Source organism: Tepidimonas sp., from assembly GCF_046292505.1.
GTDB lineage: Bacteria > Pseudomonadota > Gammaproteobacteria > Burkholderiales > Burkholderiaceae_C > Tepidimonas.
In genome coordinates this window covers 32,419-51,086 of record NZ_JBKBQX010000013.1, presented here as the reverse complement: position 1 = coordinate 51,086, position 18,668 = coordinate 32,419, and the positions used below count along the sequence as shown (strand labels likewise).

The following is an 18,668-nucleotide window of genomic DNA, read 5'->3' as shown; positions in this document are numbered from 1 at the left end:
AAACGGTCGCGCTCCGGTTTGGATGGCCGGTCGGTTTGTGGGTATGATGCAGGGTTTTTGCCTGCATCATTGCATATGCAACAACTAACCGACACCGAAACCGACGTCGACAAAAATCGCGTTTTCGAGCTGGCGGCGGAGCTGTTTGGCATTCTCTCGACGCCAACCCGGCTGCGCATCCTCAACGCTCTGTGCGACAAGGAAAAGTCCGTCTCCGAGCTGCTGGCCGAAATCGAGACCACCCAGCCCAATCTGTCGCAGCACCTCAATTTGCTGTACCGGGCCGGCGTGCTGGCCAAGCGCAAGGAAGGCACGCAGGTCTACTACCGGGTGCAGAGCGAGCAGGCTGTCGCGCTGTGCCGCACGGTGTGCACGCAGATCGCTATCGAGCTGGACGAGTCCAGGGGCGTTCCCTACAGCGATCGCCTCTCGCCCCGGCGTCCCTGAGCGAACGGGGACGCGCAAATTCCCCCCACGGCCACCGCCTTTGGTGGCACAATTCAGGCCGCACAGGCCCTTCCAGTGTCACTGTCGCGTCCGCCAATCGGTTCAGCCGTGTCGCGGAAGGTTGTTCCAACCAGCAAGTCTCCTGCAGGGAGACGGAGGTCAGCGATTCCATGAGCGAGACGACGAGCGTCTACCAAGCCTTCAACGGCAACTCGTACCTCTTCGGCGGCAACGCGCCGTATGTGGAGGAGATGTACGAGAAATACCTCACCGACCCCACCAGCGTGCCCGACTCCTGGCGCGACTACTTCGACGCGCTGCAGCACGTTCCTGCGGTCGATGGCAGTGACGCTCGCGACATCCCGCACATGCCGGTGATTTCGGCCTTCGCCGAGATGGCCAAACAAGGGACCACCCAGGTGGTGGCGGCGTATGGGGCCGACTCCGACCTGGGGCGCAAGCGCGTCGCCACGCAGCAGCTCATCGCCGCTTACCGCAACATCGGGGTGCGCTGGGCCAACCTGGATCCGCTCAAGCGCGCCGAGCGCGAGGCCATCCCTGAGCTGGATCCGGCCTTTTACGGATTCACCGACGCCGATCTGGAGACGGTGTTCAACACCAGCAACACCTATTTCGGCAAAGAGACCATGTCGCTGCGCGAGCTGCTCAACGCGCTGCGCGAGACGTATTGCGGCACGATCGGCGCCGAGTACATGTACATCAGCGACCAGAAGCAAAAGCGCTGGTGGCAAGAAAAGCTGGAGAGCATCCGCAGCAAGCCCAATTTCACCGCCCAGCAGAAAAAGCACATTCTGGAAAACCTGACGGCGGCCGAAGGGCTGGAGCGCTACTTGCACACCAAGTACGTGGGGCAAAAACGCTTCTCGCTCGAAGGGGGCGAGAGCTTCATCGCCGCCATGGACGAGCTGATCCAGCGCGCGGGCGCCCAGGGCGTGCAGGAAATCGTCATCGGCATGGCCCACCGCGGGCGCCTGAACGTGCTGGTCAACGTGATGGGCAAAATGCCCAAGGATCTGTTCGCCGAATTCGAGCATACGGCGCCGGAGGATCTGCCCGCGGGTGACGTAAAGTACCACCAGGGGTTCAGCTCCGACGTCTCCACGCCCGGCGGCCCGGTGCACCTGAGCCTGGCGTTCAACCCGTCGCACCTGGAAATCGTCAACCCCGTGGTGGAAGGCTCGGTGCGCGCGCGCATGGACCGCCGCGGCGACCGCGCCGGCGACCAGGTGCTGCCGGTGCTGGTGCACGGCGATGCGGCCTTTGCCGGCCAGGGCGTGGTCATGGAGACGCTGGCGCTGGCGCAGACGCGCGGTTACTACACCGGCGGCACGGTGCACATCGTCATCAACAACCAGATCGGCTTCACCACGTCGGACCCGCGCGACAGCCGCTCGACGCTGTACTGCACCGACGTCGTCAAAATGATCGAGGCGCCGGTGCTGCACGTCAATGGCGACGATCCCGAGGCGGTCGTGCTGGCCACCCAACTGGCGGTGGAGTACCGCCAGACCTTCCGCAAGGATGTCGTGATCGACATCGTCTGCTTCCGCAAGCTGGGCCACAACGAGCAGGACACGCCGTCGCTCACCCAGCCGCTGATGTACAAAAAGATCGGGCAGCACCCCGGCACGCGCAAGCTCTACGGCGACAAGCTGGTGGCGCAGGGAATTCTGCCGCCCGACGGGCCGGACGAGGCGGTCAAGACCTACCGCGCCATGCTGGACGAGGGGCGCCGCACCGTCGATCCGGTGCTCACCAACTACAAGAGCAAATACGCGGTCGACTGGGCACCGTTCCTGGGCAAGAAGTGGACCGACGTGGCCGACACGGCCATTCCGCTGGCCGAGTGGAGGCGGCTGGCCGAGCGCATCACGACGGTGCCGGACAACATTACCCCGCACCAGCTGGTCAAGAAGGTGCTGGCCGACCGCGCGGCGATGGGCCGTGGCGAGATCAACGTGGACTGGGGCATGGGCGAGCACATGGCGTTTGCCTCGCTCGTGGCCAGCGGCTACGGCGTGCGCCTGTCCGGCGAGGACTGCGGCCGTGGCACCTTCACCCACCGCCATGCCGTCATCCATGACCAAAACCGCGAGAAGTGGGACGTCGGCACCTACATCCCGCTGCAAAACGTCGCGGACAACCAAGCGCCGTTCACCGTCATCGACTCCATCCTGTCGGAGGAGGCGGTGCTCGGCTTCGAGTACGGCTATGCGTCGAGCGATCCCAACACCCTGGTCATCTGGGAGGCGCAGTTCGGCGACTTTGCCAACGGCGCGCAGGTGGTGATCGATCAGTTCATCGCCTCTGGCGAGGTCAAGTGGGGCCGCGTCAATGGCATCACGCTGTTCCTGCCGCATGGCTACGAGGGGCAGGGGCCGGAGCACAGCTCGGCGCGCATCGAGCGCTTCATGCAGCTCGCGGCCGACACCAACATGCAGGTGGTCCAGCCCACGACGGCCAGCCAGATCTTCCATGTGCTGCGCCGCCAGATGGTGCGCAACCTGCGCAAGCCGCTCATTGTCTTCACGCCGAAGTCGCTGCTGCGCAACAAGGACGCCACCTCGCCGCTGTCCGAGTTCACCAAGGGCGGCTTCCAGACGGTGATTCCGGAGCACAACGCCGACGTCGTCAAGAACGCGCAGCGCGTCAAGCGGGTCATCGTCTGCTCGGGCAAGGTGTATTACGACCTCACGAAAAAGCGCGAGGAAAAGGGGGCCGACGATGTCGCCATCGTACGCATCGAGCAGCTCTATCCGTTCCCGCACAAGGCCTTTGCGGCCGAGATGAAGCGCTACCCCAACGCCACCGACATCGTGTGGTGCCAGGACGAGCCGCAGAACCAGGGGCCCTGGTTCTTCGTGCAGCACAACATCCACGAAAACATGCTGGACGGGCAGCGCCTGGGCTATGCCGGTCGCGCGGCATCCGCCTCGCCGGCGGTGGGCTATGCGCACCTGCACCAAGAGCAGCAGAAGGCGCTGGTCGAAGCCGCCTTCGGCCGGCTCAAGGGCTTCATCCTGACCAAGTAAGACGAGAGCGGCCCGCGCGGACACGGATGTCGCGCGCGGGCTTTGTCGCCCCTTTTGTACGCATTCGTTGAGGAAGAACACACCATGGCCATCGTTGAAGTGAAAGTGCCGCAGCTGTCCGAGTCGGTCGCGGAAGCCACGCTGCTGCAATGGAAGAAAAAAGTCGGCGAGCTGGTCGCCGCGGACGAAATCCTGATCGAGATCGAAACCGACAAGGTCGTGCTCGAGGTGCCGGCCCCGGCGGCGGGCGTGCTGGCCGAAATCGTCGTCGGCGACGGCGGCACGGTGGTGTCCGACCAGGTCATTGCCAAGGTGGACACGGAAGGCAAGGCAGGGGCGGTTGCCGCAGCGGCCCCGGCCCCCGTTGCGGCTGCCCCCGCGGCCGCTGCGGCGGCACCGGCAGCGCCTGCGGCGAGTGCCGCGCCGGCCGCCGCAGGCGCCATGGCCGGTGTCGCGATGCCCGCTGCCGCCAAGCTGATGGCGGACCATGGCCTGGCCCCCGGCTCCGTCGCCGGCACGGGCAAGGATGGCCGCGTCACCAAGGGTGACGTGCTGGCGGCCGTGGCTGCGCCCAAGCCCGCGCCGGCCGCCGCGGCGCCGGCGGCGATCCCGACCGGGGCGCCCGCCAAGGTGCTGCCGCAGGTCAGCGCGCCGGTCGGTCTGCCGGCCGATCTGGCCAACCGGCCGGAGCAGCGCGTGCCGATGACGCGCCTGCGCGCACGCATCGCCGAGCGGCTGCTGCAGTCGCAGGCCACCAACGCCATCCTGACCACGTTCAACGAGGTCAACATGGCCCCGGTGATGGAACTGCGCAAGAAGTACCAGGAACGTTTCGAGAAGGAGCACGGGGTCAAGCTCGGCTTCATGAGCTTCTTCGTCAAAGCCGCGGTGCATGCGCTCAAGAAGTACCCCATCCTCAACGCCAGCGTGGACGGCAACGACATCGTCTACCACGGCTACTTCGACATCGGGATTGCGGTCGGGTCGCCGCGCGGGCTGGTGGTTCCCATCCTGCGCAACGCCGACCAGATGAGCTTTGCCGACATCGAGAAGAAGATTGCCGACTTTGGCAAGCGCGCGGCGGAAGGCAAGCTCGGCATCGACGAGATGACCGGCGGCACGTTCTCCATCTCCAACGGCGGCGTGTTCGGCTCCATGCTGTCCACCCCCATCATCAACCCGCCGCAGTCGGCCATTCTGGGCGTGCACGCGACCAAGGAGCGCGCCGTCGTGGAAAACGGCCAGATCGTGATTCGTCCGATCAACTACCTGGCCATGTCGTACGACCACCGCATCATCGACGGGCGCGAGGCCGTGCTGGGGCTGGTCGCGATGAAGGAAGCGCTGGAAGACCCCGCGCGGCTGCTGTTCAACATCTGACGCGACGGAGTGACCCCCATGGCACAAGCATTTGACGTCGTCGTCATCGGCGCCGGCCCCGGCGGCTACATCGCGGCTATCCGGGCCGCGCAGCTCGGCTTCAAGGTCGCCTGCATCGACGAGTGGAAAAACGCCGCGGGCGGCCCCGCCCCGGGTGGCACCTGCACCAACGTCGGCTGCATTCCGTCCAAGGCGCTGCTGCAGTCGTCCGAGCACTTCGAGCACGCCCAGCACCACTTCGCGGACCACGGCATCAGCACCGGCACCGTGAAGATGGACGTCGCCAAGATGATCGCGCGCAAGGACGCCATCGTGAAGCAAAACAACGATGGCATCCTGTATCTGTTCAAGAAGAACAAGGTCACGTTCTTCCACGGCCGCGGCTCGTTCGTCAAGGCCGTGGACGGCGGTTACGAGATCGCCGTCGCCGGCGACAAGCCCGAGACGCTGGTGGGCAAGCAGGTGGTGGTGGCCACTGGGTCGAACGCCCGGGCGCTGCCCGGCGTGCCGTTCGACGAGGACAAGGTGCTGTCCAACGACGGCGCGCTGCGCATGGGCGCAGTCCCCAAGAAGCTGGCCATCATCGGCTCCGGCGTGATCGGGCTGGAGATGGGCTCCGTCTGGCGCCGGTTGGGGGCCGAGGTCACCATTCTCGAAGGCATGCCCACCTTCCTGGCCGCGGTGGACGAGCAGATCGCCAAGGAGGCCAAAAAAGCCTTCGACAAGCAGGGTCTGAAAATCGAGCTGGGCGTCAAGGTCGGCGAAGTCAAGACGGGCAAGAAGGGCGTGAGCATCGCCTACACCAATGCCAAGGGCGAGGCCGCGACGCTGGACGCCGACCGGCTGATCGTCTCCATCGGCCGGGTGCCCAACACCGACGGGCTGAACGCCCAAGCGGTGGGCCTGCAGCTCGACGAGCGCGGCGCCATCGTGGTGGACGACGAGTGCCGAACCAACCTGCCGGGCGTCTGGGCGGTCGGCGACGTCGTGCGCGGCCCGATGCTGGCCCACAAGGCCGAGGAGGAGGGCGTGGCGGTGGCCGAGCGCATCGCCGGCCAGCACGGGCATGTCAACTTCAACACCATCCCGTGGGTGATCTACACCAGCCCCGAGATCGCCTGGGTCGGGCAGACCGAGCAGCAGCTCAAGGCCGCCGGGCGCGCCTACAAGGCCGGGACCTTCCCGTTCCTGGCCAACGGCCGCGCGCGGGCGCTGGGAGACACCACCGGTATGGTCAAGTTTCTGGCCGACGCCACGACGGACGAGATTCTGGGCGTGCACATCGTGGGGCCGATGGCCTCCGAGCTGATCGCCGAAGCGGTGGTGGCGATGGAGTTCCGCGCCAGTGCCGAGGACATCGCCCGCATCTGCCACGCACACCCGTCGCTGTCCGAGGCAACCAAGGAGGCGGCGCTGGCGGTGGACAAGCGCACCCTCAACTTCTGACGGGCGATGCTGGCGCGCGCAAGCGCGCCTGCGCCGGACCCTACCTGGGGGCCGGTGCGGCGCGCCTACGAAGCAGAACTGGCTGCGCGGGGGTTCCACAGTGACCCCGCGCAACTGCGCGCGGTCGAGGCGCTGGAGCGTTGCGCGGCCGAGTGGGCGCACTTCAAACAGCGGCGCTCCAACGCGCTCAAAAAGCTCATCCACCGGCTGCCCATCCCGCGCGGCGTCTATATGTACGGCGGGGTCGGGCGCGGCAAGAGCTTTTTGATGGACTGTTTCTACAACGCCGTGCCGCTGCGGCGCAAAATCCGGCTGCACTTTCACGAATTCATGCGCGAGGTGCACCGCGAACTGGCCGATCTGCAGGGCACGGTCAACCCGCTGGACGCACTGGCCAAACGCATGGCCGTGCGATTTCGGCTGATCTGCTTCGACGAATTTCACGTCGCCGACGTCACCGACGCCATGATCCTGCACCGCCTGCTGGAGGCGATGCAGAAGTACGGCATCGGTATGGTGGCGACCAGCAATTTCCACCCCGACGGGCTCTACCCGGACGGGCTGCACCGCGACCGCATTCTGCCGGCCATCGAACTGCTCAAGCACACCATGGAGGTGGTCAACGTGGACCACGGCGTCGATTACCGGCGCCGCACGCTCGAGCATGTGCGCCTGTACCTGATGCCCCTGGGCGAGGCGTCGGAGCAGGAGATGGAGACCACCTTCGAGCAACTGGCCGAAGCGCAGGACGAAAACCCCGTGCTGCGCATCGAGGGGCGCGAGATCCGCGCCATCCGGCGCGCGGGCGGGGTGGTGTGGTTCGACTTCCGTACCCTGTGTGGCGGGCCACGTTCGCAAAACGACTATCTGGAGCTGGCCAGCCAGTTCCATACCGTGCTGCTGAGCAACGTCCCGCCGATGCCACCCAACATGGCTTCAGCCGCGCGACGCTTCACGTGGCTGGTGGACGTGCTGTATGACCGCCGGGTCAAGCTCATCGTCTCGGCCGCCGTGCCACCGGAGCAGCTCTACACCGAGGGGCCGCTCGCGCACGAGTTTCCGCGCACCGTCTCCCGGCTGCACGAAATGCAGTCGCGTGAGTATCTGGCGTTGCAACGGCGCGACGTCGATACGGCGCTGACGTAAAGGTGCGGGGGCGAGCCCGGACCCCAACGGGGTGTCACACAACCGCAAGCCCGGGCTAGGATAGCGGTATGCCGTGGCGTACCTCCCTGTCTCAGGACGTGCAGGACAGTGCCTGCCGTCCCGCCGAGCCCAGCTGCCCTGTCGCGGCGTGGGTGGTTGCCATGACCGGCTTCGAGCAGCCGGCCTACGTGCTGGCACTGGATGGGCGCTTCGTCTGGGTCAACGAGGCTTGCGAGGGCCTGTTCGGCCGACCCGCCGCCGACCTGCTGCGGCTGCGCTTCCAGGATCTGACTCATCCGGACGACCACGCCGGCGACCGCCAGCGCATCGGCCGGCTGATCGCCGGTGAGGTGCGCTGGATCCAGGCCGACAAACGCTTCCTGCGGCCGGATGACACGACCGTATGGGTTCGGCTCAACGTCCACCGCCCCTGGCGCGATCCGGCTGCCGCCACCCCGGAGCTGGCCGACCGGCTGCTGGTGCTGGCGCGCGAGATCGGCCTGGACGACGCCGGCCGCGAGGCGCTGCGGCGCAGCGAGCGCCAGTTGACGCTGGCGCTGGAAGGCAGCCGCGCCGGGTCGTGGGACTGGAACCTGCAGACCGACATCGTCGAATACTCGGCCAGCTTTGCGCAGCTGCTGGGTTACACGGGGGACGACTTTCACCGCGACTTCCGCTTCCGGGAGCGGCTGCATCCCGCCGACCGCGAGCGCGCGCTGGCCGCGGTGCAGCGTGCGCTGGCGACGTCCGAGGCGTTCGACGAGGCCTAGCGGCTGCGCCGCTTCGATGGGCGCTGGCGCTGGTTCCGTGGCCGCGGCATGGCCATCCGCGACGCACAGGGCGTGCCGCGCCACTTCAGCGGCATCCTGTTCGACTGGCACGACCAGCGCCGCCAGCAGATCCAGCAGCGCCGCAGCGAGCGGCGCATGGCGCACCTGGCACGCCACGACCCGCTGACCGCTCTGCCCAACCGCCTGCTGTGGAACGAGCGGCTGGCCGCCGCGCTGGCGCAGGCGCAGCGCCACGGCGAGCGGCTGGCGCTGCTGATGCTGGACCTGGACCGCTTCAAGGACGTCAACGACACGCTGGGCCACGCCACGGGGGACGCGCTGCTGGCCACGGTCGGCGCGCGGCTGCGCCAGCGGCTGCGCGAGGGCGACACCCTGGCGCGGCTGGGGGGCGACGAGTTCGTCGTGCTGATGCGCCGGCTGCGCGACCCGTCTGACGCGGCCGCGCTGGCGCGCGACATCCTGGAGGCGCTGGCCAGCCCCTGGGTCAGTCCGCGCGGAGACGAGATCCAGATGGGCGTCAGCATCGGCATCGCGTTGGCGCCGGAACACGGCACCGAGGCCGAGACGCTGATGGGCGCGGCCGACGCCGCGCTGTACCGCGCCAAGGAGCTGGGGCGCGGCACCTTTGCCTACTTCACGCAGGAGCTGACGCAGGCCGCCGCGCGGCGCATGGCGCTGGAGGCGCGCCTGCGCCGCGCCGTGCGCGAGCAGCGGCTGGCGCTGCAGGTGCAGCCGCAGTTCGCCTTCGGCTCGCGCGTGCCGTGCGGCGGCGAGGCGCTGGTGCGCTGGCACGACGACGAGCTGGGCCCCGTCTCCCCGGCGGAGTTCATCCCCGTCGCCGAGGCGTGCGGCCTGATCGACGCCATCGGCCGCTGGGTGCTGGAACAGGCGCTCGGCATCGTCGCCACATGGCGCCGCGCAGGCTGGCGGCGGGCGCGCATCGCCGTCAACGTCTCGGCGCGCCAGTTCAGCCGAGGCGACCTGGTAGCCACCGTGCTCGGCGCGCTGGAGGCGCACGGCCTGCCTGGCGACGCGCTGGAGCTGGAGGTGACCGAATCCGTGCTGATCGACCCCGGCGCGGGGGCCGCCACCGCACTGGCGCGGCTGCGTGCCGCCGGGGTGACGATCGCCATCGACGACTTCGGCATCGGCTACTCGTCGCTCGGCTACCTGCACAACCTGCCGGTGGACACGGTCAAGATCGACCGCAGCTTCGTACAAGGCCTGGGCCAGCCGGGCAGCGCCGGCCGGCTGTGCGCCGCCATCGTCGCGCTGGCGCACCACCTGCACCTGGGCGTGGTGGCCGAGGGGGTGGAGACCGCCGCCCAGCACGACGCGCTGCAGGCCATGGGCTGCGACCGTTACCAGGGCTACTGGCGGGGCGGCCGGCCGACCGAGGCGATGGAGGTGCTGGCGTGCTGGCGGGCGTCACGCCCAACTTAGTGCAACGCAGCCAATCCCGCTTCAGGGGCTTTGTCCAACACTTTGAGCAAGGCTTTGGCAGCCCCCGTAGGGGCGCGTTTGCCTTGCTCCCAGAGGCGGATGGTTTCCAGCGGCACGTCAATTCGCTCCGAGAACTCCAATTGGCTCAACCCCAGGCGCTTGCGAACACGGCGCGCAAATTTGGCGGCGTCCTGCATCGCATCGACGTCGTCCGCGGCGGCTTGTCTGGCGATATCTGCCTCTGACGTCGCATCGACACGAACGGGATCGATACGTCCGTAGGTCAGTGTCGCAGGGGCGGTCGGGTCAATCGTCACGCGTACGGTTTTCATAATGCTTGACCTCGCGCTGGTTGGCTTTGCGTGCCGAGATGATGCGAATGACACCGCGTCGGGGTGTGTAGACCACCACGAACAGACGCTGCTCGATCTTGCCCATCAACCGGTAGCGTTCTTCGCCATAGCTGTGTCGGGTGTCGGCCTGGATCAGGCGATGCGGATCGAAAAAAGCTCTGGCCGCGTAGGCGAAATCGAACCCTCGATCAGCGAAGCACGCGTCGCTTTTCGCTGCATCCCATTCGAACTCCATAGCCCAAGTGTAGTTCAGTGAACCACTTTTAGGGGCGACCGAAAGGAGGGGCAGCGAACCATCGGTTCCGCAGACCGCCTCGAACGCCCTGCGAGGAGGGCCGTGGCGGCAATCACTGGCGTGGCGGAGAGAGGGGGATTCGAACCCCCGAGGGGCTGTTAACCCCTACACGCTTTCCAGGCGTGCGACTTAAACCACTCATCCATCTCTCCGCGTGAGCCTCTCATTGTAGCACCGACGCTCAGGCGCTCTTGACCGTGCCGACCATCTTCATCGCCGAGCCGATCAGCGCCGAGACTTCGGTCATCGTGCTCGGGACGATGAGCGTCGTGTCGGCATCGTGCGCGACCCGGGCGTAGGCCTCCACCGCCTTTTCGGCGACCTTCAGTTGCACCGCCTGCTCGCCGCCCGGCTGGCGGATGGCGGTGGCGATGCGCTCGATGGCCTGCGCGGTCGCCTCGGCCACTTCGCGGATCGCGGCAGCCTCGCCCTGGGCCTGGTTGATCGCGGCCTGCTTTTCGCCTTCGCTCTTGGCGATGAAGGCGGCGCGCTCACCCTCGGCCAGGTTGATCTGCTCCTGTCGCTTGCCCTCGGAGGCGGCGATCAGCGCGCGCTTTTCGCGCTCGGCGGTGATCTGCGCCTGCATCGCGCGCAGGATTTCCGCCGGCGGCGTCAGATCCTTGATCTCGTAGCGAAGCACCTTCACGCCCCAGTTCAGCGCCGCCTCGTCGATGGCGTTGACGACCTGGGCGTTGATCATCTCGCGCTCCTCGAAGGTCTTGTCCAGCTCCAGCCGTCCGATGACGCTGCGCAGCGTCGTCTGCGCGAGCTGTGTGATCGCCAGCACGTAGTTGGACGAGCCGTAGCTGGCGCGCATCGGGTCGGTGACCTGAAAGTAGAGGATGCCGTCGACCTTGAGCTGGGTGTTGTCCTTGGTGATGCAGATCTGCTCCGGCACGTCCAGCGGGATTTCCTTGAGGCTGTGCTTGTAGGCCACCTTCTCGATGAACGGCACGACGAAGTTGAGGCCGGGAGCCAGCGTGCGGTCGTAGCGGCCCAGCCGCTCGACCACCCAGGCGGTCTGCTGTGGCACGACCTTGATCGATTTGACGACGAAGACGAGCGCGACGATGACGACGATGACGGCGATTTCCATGGGCGGGGCTTTCAGTCGAAGGTGGAGGAGGGCAGGGCAAGCCCGGTTCAGGGATGATCCACGGGCTCGATGACGAGCCGGTTGCCCTGCACCGCGCAGATGCGGTGGGGGCCGGGGCGGGGATCGCCGTGCGGGCTTGAGGCCACCGCGAGCCACTGCGCGCCCCGGTAGTGCACCTGCGCGGTGCCGTCGGGCTGCCAGCCCTGCACCTGCACGGTCTGGCCGACATCGAGCACCACGCCCGCATCGGTTTCGGGACTGGCGCGGCGGCGCAGCCGCACCCACGCCCAGCCGCCCACCGTCAGCAGCGCGCACAGGCCTGCGGCCACCATTTGGCCGCTGAAGGCCAGCCCCGCGTACACGGCCAGCGCCCCTGCGGCTGCACCCAGCGCCAGCATCAGCAGAAAGAAGGTGCCGCTGGCGAGCTCGGCCGCCACCAGGAGCCCGGCCAGCACCCACCACAGCGTCGCGTCATCCATCGTTCACCCCTTTGTCCTACACTCGCGGACCATGAAATTCCGCTTCCCGATCGTCATCATCGACGAAGATTACCGCTCCGACAACACGTCGGGCCTGGGCATCCGCGCGCTGGCGCAGGCGATCGAGGCCGAAGGCTTCGAGGTCGTGGGCGTCACCAGCTATGGCGACCTGAGCCAGTTCGCCCAACAGCAAAGCCGCGCCAGCGCCTTCATCCTGTCGATCGACGACGAGGAGGTGACCGGCAACCCGGAGCAGGATCCGGCGGTGCTCAACCTGCGCGCCTTCATCCAGGAGGTGCGACGCAAGAATGCCGAGGTACCCATCTACGTCTATGGCGAGACGCGCACCAGCCGCCACCTGCCCAACGACATCCTGCGCGAACTGCACGGCTTCATCCACATGTTCGAGGACACGCCGGAGTTCGTCGCGCGCCACATCATCCGCGAGGCCAAAGCCTACCTGGAATACATCCAGCCGCCGTTCTTCAAGGCGCTGCTGGACTACGCCGAGGATGGCTCGTACTCGTGGCACTGCCCGGGCCACTCGGGCGGGGTGGCGTTCCTCAAGACCCCGGTGGGGCAGATGTTCCACCAGTTCTTCGGCGAGAACATGCTGCGCGCCGACGTCTGCAACGCGGTGGAGGAGCTGGGCCAGCTGCTCGACCACAACGGCGCCATCGGCGAGAGCGAGCGCAACGCCGCGCGCATCTTCAACGCCGACCACTGCTTCTTCGTCACCAACGGCACCAGCACCAGCAACAAGATGGTCTGGCACCACACGGTGGCCCCGGGCGACGTGGTGGTGGTGGACCGCAACTGTCACAAGTCCATTCTGCACTCCATCATCATGACGGGCGCCATCCCCGTCTTCCTCAAGCCCACCCGCAACCACTACGGCATCATCGGGCCGATCCAGCAAAGCGAATTCACCCGAGAGGCCATCGAGGCCAAGATCGCCGCCAACCCCTTGCTCCAAGGGGTAGACCCCAAGGCGGTAAAGCCGCGCATCCTCACGCTCACTCAGTCCACTTACGACGGCGTGCTCTACAACACCGAAACCATCAAGCAGATGCTGGATGGTTATGTGGACAACCTGCACTTCGACGAGGCCTGGCTGCCGCATGCGGCCTTCCACCCTTTCTACGGCACCTTCCACGCCATGGGCCGCAAGCGCGGCCGCCCCCAACATTCGGTGGTCTATTCCACCCAGTCGATCCACAAACTGCTCGCGGGCATCAGTCAGGCCAGCCATGTGCTGGTGCAGGACTCTCAAACGCAAAAGTTGGACCGCCACCTGTTCAACGAAGCGTACCTGATGCACACCTCCACCAGCCCGCAGTACAGCATCATCGCCAGCTGCGACGTGGCGGCGGCGATGATGGAGCCGCCTGGCGGCACCGCGTTGGTGGAGGAAAGCATCGTCGAGTCGTTGGACTTTCGCCGCGCCATGCGCAAGGTGGACGCGGAGTTCGGCGACAACGATTGGTGGTTCCAGGTCTGGGGTCCGGAGGAGTTGGCCGAAGAGGGGATCGGCCGCGCCAGCGACTGGGTGCTCAAGCGCACCGACGCCGACGGCGTGCAGACGTCCGACGGTGAAGATGCCTGGCACGGCTTTGGCGACATGGCGCCGGGCTTCAACATGCTGGACCCGATCAAGGCCACCATCATCACGCCGGGCCTCAACCTCAAGGGTGACTTCGCACCGACCGGCATCCCGGCCAGCATCGTCACCAAGTTCCTGGCCGAGCACGGCGTGGTGGTCGAGAAGACCGGGCTGTACTCGTTCTTCATCATGTTCACCATCGGCATCACCAAGGGCCGCTGGAACACGCTGCTGACCGCGCTGCAGCAGTTCAAGGACGACTACGACCGCAACCAGCCGATGTGGCGCGTCATGCCGGAGTTCTGCCGCAAGCAGCCGCGCTACGAGCGCATGGGCCTGCGCGATCTGTGCCAGTTCGTGCACGAGATGTACGCCAAGTACGACGTCGCGCGCCTGACGACCGAGATCTATCTCAGCGACCTCACCCCGGCGATGAAGCCGAGCGACGCCTTCGCCCAGATCGCCCACCGCAACACCGAGCGCGTGCCCATCGACGAGTTGGAAGGACGCATCACCACAGCCCTGATCACGCCGTATCCGCCCGGCATTCCGCTGCTGATCCCGGGCGAGGTGTTCAACCGCCGCATCGTCGAGTACCTCAAGTTCTCGCGCGAGTTCAACGAGCGCTGTCCCGGCTTCGAGACCGACATCCACGGGCTGGTGGTGGAGGAGGGCTTCGACGGGCGCAAGCGCTACTTCGCCGACTGCGTGCGGGCCTGAAGGGCCGGCTCGTCCGCCGCCGGGCCCGCGCCGAGTCCGTGCCTCCTTGGGTGGAGGGCCGGGTAAATCCGGGGTCGTGGGGACGCATCCGTATGTGACGATATCGTTGCGCTCGAATGCAGCGCGACGACAACCCCAACGATGGAGGAGACCCCCCATGACGATCGATCGACGCCGCCTGCTGGCCGCCGCCGGCCTGTCCGCAACGCTGCCCTGGTGGGCACTGCCTGGTTGCGCGACGCTGGGCACAGGCCGCGCGGCTGTGCACCGGATGGTGTTTGCACTGCGCGGCGATGGCGCGGTGGTGGCCATCGACTCGGAGACCGATGCCGTGGCCGCCCGCATCCCCACCGGCGGCGCCGGGGGTACGCTGGGCAGCCTGACGCCCGACGGACGCTGGCTCTACGTCGCCAACAACGCCGCGGGACAGCGCACGCTGGTCAAGATCGACACCCAGAGCCTGCGCGTCGCCGCCACCTTGGAGACCGGCAACCGGCCCAAGCATCCGGTGGTCTCGCCCGACGGCCGACGCGTGGCGCTGAACCACTCGGGCGTGGACGGTGGCAAGATCCGCATCGCCTTCGTCGACGTGGCCACCGACCGCGTCCGCTCCGCCGAGATCGCGGTGCGCAACGCCCAGCACGCTGGCGACTTCAGCATGCACGGTGCCTGGCTGGCCGATGGACGCCACTACGCCATCGGCAACTACGCCGACAACGAGGTGGTGGTGATCGACGCGGAGACGCTGCAGCAGCACGTCGTCGCGGTGGAGGGCAATCCGCACTACTTCGACGTGCTGGGGCGGCAGCTGTGGGTGACACTGGAGGCAGGTGAGCCCAAGAGCGCCCAGTCGCGCCCGGTGGTGGCGATCTTCGACGCCGCCAACCCGATGGGCCTGAAGCGCACCGGAGAGGTCGCGATGACGCTGTCCGCGCACGAGACGGCCAACCCCGCGCGCATCGAGGGCCACCACGGCAACTTCACGCCCGACCGGCAGCGTTTCCTGGTGTGCAACCGCGGGGCAGGCAGCGCGCTGGAGGGCGGCTCGCTCGACGTCTTCGATGTCAACACCCGGCAGCGGCTGGCCCATCTGGAGCTCGGCATCAAGGGAGCCGGGCACGCCTACCTGACGCCGGACGGACGCCATGCGCTGGTGACGCAGTACAACGACACCCGCGTGCCGGTGCTGGACCTGCAGTCGCTGCGCGTCGTGGCGACGATCGACGCCGGCGGGGGAGGGCACCTTGGTCACGCAGCCTTCACGGCCGACGGCCGCAAGGTCTACCTCAACAACCGCAAGGGCGATGAGGTGCTGGTGGTCGACACCTCCCGCTGGGCCATCGTCAAACGCGTCGCCACCGCCACCAGCGGCCAGGCGCAGGCCATGGTGCTCAACACCTACTACGGCGTCTTCGAACGGGTGGGACCGCAGGCACTGCTGGCATGAGGGTTGCCGACAGCCTCGACGCCGTCGTCGTCACGGGCTTTCTCGGCGCCGGCAAGACCACCTTCATCCTGCATGCGCTGTTGCCTTGGCTGATGACCGAGGCTGAGCCCGTGCTGCTCGTGAACGACGCCGGCGAGGTCAATTTCGACGCCGAGCGGCTGGCCGTGGCCGGTGTGCCGCTGGTGTCGGTGGCCGGCGGCTGCGGTTGCTGCGAGCTGGCTGGCGCGATGGCCGACGCCATCGCGCAGCTGGCCGCACGATCCCGGCGGCCGCTGGTGATCGAGGGTTCGGGGCTGGCCGCGCCGCAACCGTTGCTGCAGGCCCTGCGCGCGTACGGCCTGCACCGCATCGCCGTGCTCGGCCTCGTGCACGGGCCGACGGCGCAGCGGCGGCTGGCCGAGCCGCTGGCGCAGGCGCAGCTGGCCGCCGCCGACTGGCTGTTCATCTCGGCTGCCGACACGCTGTCGGGCAGACAAGCGAGCGAGCTGGCGCAGACGCTTGGCCAGCTGCGCCCGCGGCCGGTCTCGTTCTGGAGCCTGGCAGGCGGCGTAGTCGATGCGCGCTGGCCCGCGGCGCTGCCGGCACTGCTCGGAGAGGGTGGCCATGAGGCTGCATCGACCGACCCCGCGATCGTCCCCGAGGTTGCCCGCCGCACGCTGCGCCCGCGCGGCTGGGCGACGCGCGCGCAATGGGAGGCCTGGCTGCAGGATCTGCCAGCCGACCTGTGGCGGGTCAAGGGCTGCGTCGCCGTGACCGGGGCGGTCTGGCCGCAGGCGCTGGACCACAACGGCGGCGACGCGCCGAGCTGGCATGCCCCTGCCGAGCCGGTCGATCCCTACCTGGTGGTGATCGGCGCGCCGCGCAGCCTGCTGCAGCTTCCGCCGCTGCCCGAAGGGACGGCCGTCGACCTCGAGGACGATGTCGCATGGTGGCCGGGGGCGGCGGCCGACGGGCGGGGTGAGGCCGGCTGGTCAAGCGGAACGCCGCTGTCGCCGTGCGAGGCGGGGATGCGCTGGCTGGACGCGGTGGCGCACGCCTCGCCGGCGGATCTGATCTGGTTGGCACCGGGCTGGGGCATGGAACTGGGAGCGGAGGCGGTGCCGCCGCCGCAGGCGCGAGCAGACTGGGACCGCCTTGGCGAGCGGTTGCAGCGGTGGCAGCGCGCGCACCCGACGGGGCGTTGGCTCGTCGGGGGCTGGCCGCTGGCGCACGTGCAGCAGCTGGCCGCGCGCGCCGGTGTGCCGGCGCAGCGCATCTGGCACGCCGGCAGCCACTGGGTCTGGCCCGATGCCGGCCTGTCGTGCCGGCTGCCGCAGCCAATGCCGGCGGCGGGGCGGTCGTCCGATTTGCGGCAGGTCAAGCCGGCAGCCGCCGTCCCGATCGACGCGGCAGACTGATCCGTTACACTTGGAGCCTTCTTCCTGCACCGAAAAGGCGACCGCACCATGTTTCCCGAGTACCGCGACCTGATCACCAAGCTCAAAACCAGCGATCACCACTTCACCCGACTGTTCGACAAGCACAATGAGCTGGATGAGCGCATCCAGCGCATGGAGCAGGGCATCGAGCCCGGCACGCACGAGCAGATTGAGACACTGAAGAAGGAAAAATTGCTGCTCAAGGACCAGCTGTACGACATCCTGCGCAAGGCAGCCGCCTGAGCCGCCCAAAGGGCTGTCGATGCACCGGCAGCCTCAACCGCTGTCGTCGCCAACGACGCGACGCGCACCGCTGAAGCGGTCGCGCCAGTAGCGGTCGTCCAGGCGTTCCATGCGCACATGGGCGCCAGAGCGGGGCGAGTGAATGAACCGCCCCTGCCCAATGTAGATGCCCACATGGCTGAACGGCTCGCCCAGGGTGTTGAAAAACACCAAATCCCCGGGAGCCAAGGCCTCCGCATCGATGGGCAACGTCGCCTGAGCCTGTTCCGCGGCGCGCCGCGGCAACAGGATACCGGCGCTCTCGCGGTAGGTGATCTGCACGAAGCCGCTGCAGTCCACCCCCTGATCGAACCCGGTCCCCCCGCGCTGGTAAGGCACCCCGACATAAGCCATGGCGTACACCAAGGCGGCCGATCGGCGCCCTTGCGCGTCGTCGGTCAGCGCAGACCACGCGGGCGCGGCCCCGTCCCCCAACACCCCCCGCGCGGCAAGAAGATCCATGATAGGATCGCCCGCCTTCGCGGACAGCGGAAGCGCGAGCGTCAGCGCAATCCCCCACGCCCGGCGGTGCAGGGTCCGGCGGATGAGCGGCTGGGCCGGGGCAGGTCGCGGCGTCATAGCGCACACAATAGGACAGGATGACGGCTGGCGTCAACGGGGCGGCCGAGTCCCACAGGTGTTTTGGGAATCAAAGAACGCATGTTGTTGGATGCAAACGACTGCCAGCTCGTGCTGGTGGATTACCAAGCCCGGTTGATGCCGGCCATCGCGCGGGGCGACGAGGTGTTGCAGCGCGCCGAACTGCTGGCCGGGTTGGCGCACCTGCTGGACGTGCCCGTCTGGGGGACGGAGCAAGCCCCCGAGCGGCTGGGGCCCCTGGCGCCGTCGCTGCGTGACCGGTGTCGGCAGGTGTTTGCCAAAACCGCGTTCGATGCCTGCGACAGCGGCCTGCTGACCGCCCTGCGGGCGCCGGCTCGCCCGGCGGGCAATGCCCGCAGCCTGCCCAAGCACCTGCAAAAGCCCCTCCCACCGGCACGGCAGACGATCGTGCTGGCTGGGTGCGAGACCCACGTCTGCCTGCTGCAGACGGCGCTGGGTCTGGCGGAACAGGAGTTGGACGTCTGGGTGGTGACGGACGCCTGCGGCTCGCGCCGCGACCGGGATCGCGATGCCGCGCTGGACCGGCTGGCTGCCAACGGTGTGGAATTGGTCACTGCCGAAATGGTGGGCTTCGAGTGGCTGCGTGACGCAAAGCACCCGCGGTTCCGCGAGGCGCTGGCCTTGCTGAAGTGACCGGCCCGAGCGCTT

17 protein-coding genes and 1 tRNA gene are annotated in these 18,668 nt (G+C 67.7%); 12 read left to right on the top strand and 6 right to left on the bottom strand.

Going from position 1 to position 18,668, the window contains the following annotated elements:
- The first annotated feature begins 75 nt into the window (after positions 1-75).
- The 7 genes from ACK4TH_RS07560 (at position 76) to ACK4TH_RS07530 (ending at position 9,706) form a co-directional block, all read left to right on the top strand.
- Positions 76-447, top strand: a complete 372-nt coding sequence (locus ACK4TH_RS07560; RefSeq protein ID WP_409624551.1) for an ArsR/SmtB family transcription factor — start codon at positions 76-78, stop codon at positions 445-447.
- A 170-nt stretch (positions 448-617) separates the two neighbouring features.
- Positions 618-3,500 carry a 2-oxoglutarate dehydrogenase E1 component gene (locus ACK4TH_RS07555; RefSeq protein WP_409624548.1) on the top strand — a complete coding sequence of 961 codons (2,883 nt, stop codon included), beginning with the start codon at positions 618-620 and terminating at the stop codon, positions 3,498-3,500.
- Positions 3,501-3,584: 84 nt separating this feature from the next.
- Positions 3,585-4,880: a 2-oxoglutarate dehydrogenase complex dihydrolipoyllysine-residue succinyltransferase gene (gene odhB / locus ACK4TH_RS07550; protein WP_409624545.1), complete on the top strand. Its 1,296-nt coding sequence runs from the start codon at positions 3,585-3,587 to the stop codon at positions 4,878-4,880.
- Positions 4,881-4,898: 18 nt separating this feature from the next.
- A complete protein-coding gene (gene lpdA, locus ACK4TH_RS07545) occupies positions 4,899-6,326 on the top strand; it encodes a dihydrolipoyl dehydrogenase (RefSeq protein WP_409624542.1) in 1,428 nt (475 codons plus the stop codon).
- Positions 6,327-6,332: 6 nt separating this feature from the next.
- A complete protein-coding gene (gene zapE, locus ACK4TH_RS07540; protein WP_409624539.1) occupies positions 6,333-7,472 on the top strand; it encodes a cell division protein ZapE in 1,140 nt (379 codons plus the stop codon).
- A gap of 68 nt (positions 7,473-7,540) precedes the next feature.
- Positions 7,541-8,242, top strand: coding sequence for a PAS domain-containing protein (locus ACK4TH_RS07535; protein ID WP_409624536.1), 702 nt, complete (start codon positions 7,541-7,543; stop codon positions 8,240-8,242).
- 48 nt (positions 8,243-8,290) lie between these two features.
- On the top strand, positions 8,291-9,706 hold the full coding sequence (locus ACK4TH_RS07530; RefSeq protein WP_409624533.1) for a putative bifunctional diguanylate cyclase/phosphodiesterase: 1,416 nt from the start codon (positions 8,291-8,293) through the stop codon (positions 9,704-9,706).
- Here ACK4TH_RS07530 and ACK4TH_RS07525 read toward each other — a convergent pair.
- From ACK4TH_RS07525 to ACK4TH_RS07505, 5 genes are all read right to left on the bottom strand, one after another.
- Entirely contained in the window at positions 9,703-10,038 is a 336-nt protein-coding gene (locus ACK4TH_RS07525) for a helix-turn-helix domain-containing protein (protein ID WP_409624530.1), read from the bottom strand. The two genes, ACK4TH_RS07530 and ACK4TH_RS07525, sit on opposite strands and share 4 nt — an antisense overlap.
- Entirely contained in the window at positions 10,013-10,294 is a 282-nt protein-coding gene (locus ACK4TH_RS07520; protein WP_143968045.1) for a BrnT family toxin, read from the bottom strand. The genes ACK4TH_RS07525 and ACK4TH_RS07520 overlap by 26 nt, the downstream gene beginning before the upstream one ends.
- A gap of 121 nt (positions 10,295-10,415) precedes the next feature.
- Positions 10,416-10,506 (bottom strand) — tRNA-Ser (locus ACK4TH_RS07515).
- Between the two features lie 29 nt (positions 10,507-10,535).
- On the bottom strand, positions 10,536-11,450 hold the full coding sequence (locus ACK4TH_RS07510) for an SPFH domain-containing protein (protein WP_409624527.1): 915 nt from the start codon (positions 11,448-11,450) through the stop codon (positions 10,536-10,538).
- A 47-nt stretch (positions 11,451-11,497) separates the two neighbouring features.
- Positions 11,498-11,929 (bottom strand): NfeD family protein, encoded by a 432-nt coding sequence (locus ACK4TH_RS07505; protein ID WP_409624524.1) that lies wholly within the window; start codon positions 11,927-11,929, stop codon positions 11,498-11,500.
- 31 nt (positions 11,930-11,960) lie between these two features.
- On the opposite strand from ACK4TH_RS07505, the gene ACK4TH_RS07500 reads away from it, so the two are divergent.
- The 4 genes from ACK4TH_RS07500 to ACK4TH_RS07485 all read left to right on the top strand — a co-directional run bounded on the left by ACK4TH_RS07500 (position 11,961) and on the right by ACK4TH_RS07485 (position 17,360).
- Complete coding sequence (locus ACK4TH_RS07500; RefSeq protein ID WP_409624521.1) at positions 11,961-14,252, top strand: Orn/Lys/Arg decarboxylase N-terminal domain-containing protein; 2,292 nt, start codon at positions 11,961-11,963, stop codon at positions 14,250-14,252.
- Positions 14,253-14,409: 157 nt separating this feature from the next.
- Complete coding sequence (locus ACK4TH_RS07495) at positions 14,410-15,699, top strand: YncE family protein (protein WP_409624518.1); 1,290 nt, start codon at positions 14,410-14,412, stop codon at positions 15,697-15,699.
- Positions 15,696-17,096 carry a GTP-binding protein gene (locus ACK4TH_RS07490; protein ID WP_409624513.1) on the top strand — a complete coding sequence of 467 codons (1,401 nt, stop codon included), beginning with the start codon at positions 15,696-15,698 and terminating at the stop codon, positions 17,094-17,096. Before ACK4TH_RS07495 ends, ACK4TH_RS07490 begins: the two co-directional genes overlap by 4 nt.
- 48 nt (positions 17,097-17,144) lie before the next feature.
- Entirely contained in the window at positions 17,145-17,360 is a 216-nt protein-coding gene (locus tag ACK4TH_RS07485; protein WP_143968042.1) for a YdcH family protein, read from the top strand.
- Positions 17,361-17,393: 33 nt separating this feature from the next.
- On the opposite strand, the gene ACK4TH_RS07480 is transcribed toward ACK4TH_RS07485, so the two are convergent.
- Entirely contained in the window at positions 17,394-17,861 is a 468-nt protein-coding gene (locus tag ACK4TH_RS07480) for a C40 family peptidase (RefSeq protein ID WP_409624508.1), read from the bottom strand.
- 198 nt (positions 17,862-18,059) lie between these two features.
- Between ACK4TH_RS07480 and ACK4TH_RS07475 the strand changes: the two genes are divergently transcribed.
- Positions 18,060-18,653: an isochorismatase family protein gene (locus ACK4TH_RS07475; RefSeq protein ID WP_409624505.1), complete on the top strand. Its 594-nt coding sequence runs from the start codon at positions 18,060-18,062 to the stop codon at positions 18,651-18,653.
- The last annotated feature ends 15 nt before the right edge of the window (positions 18,654-18,668 follow it).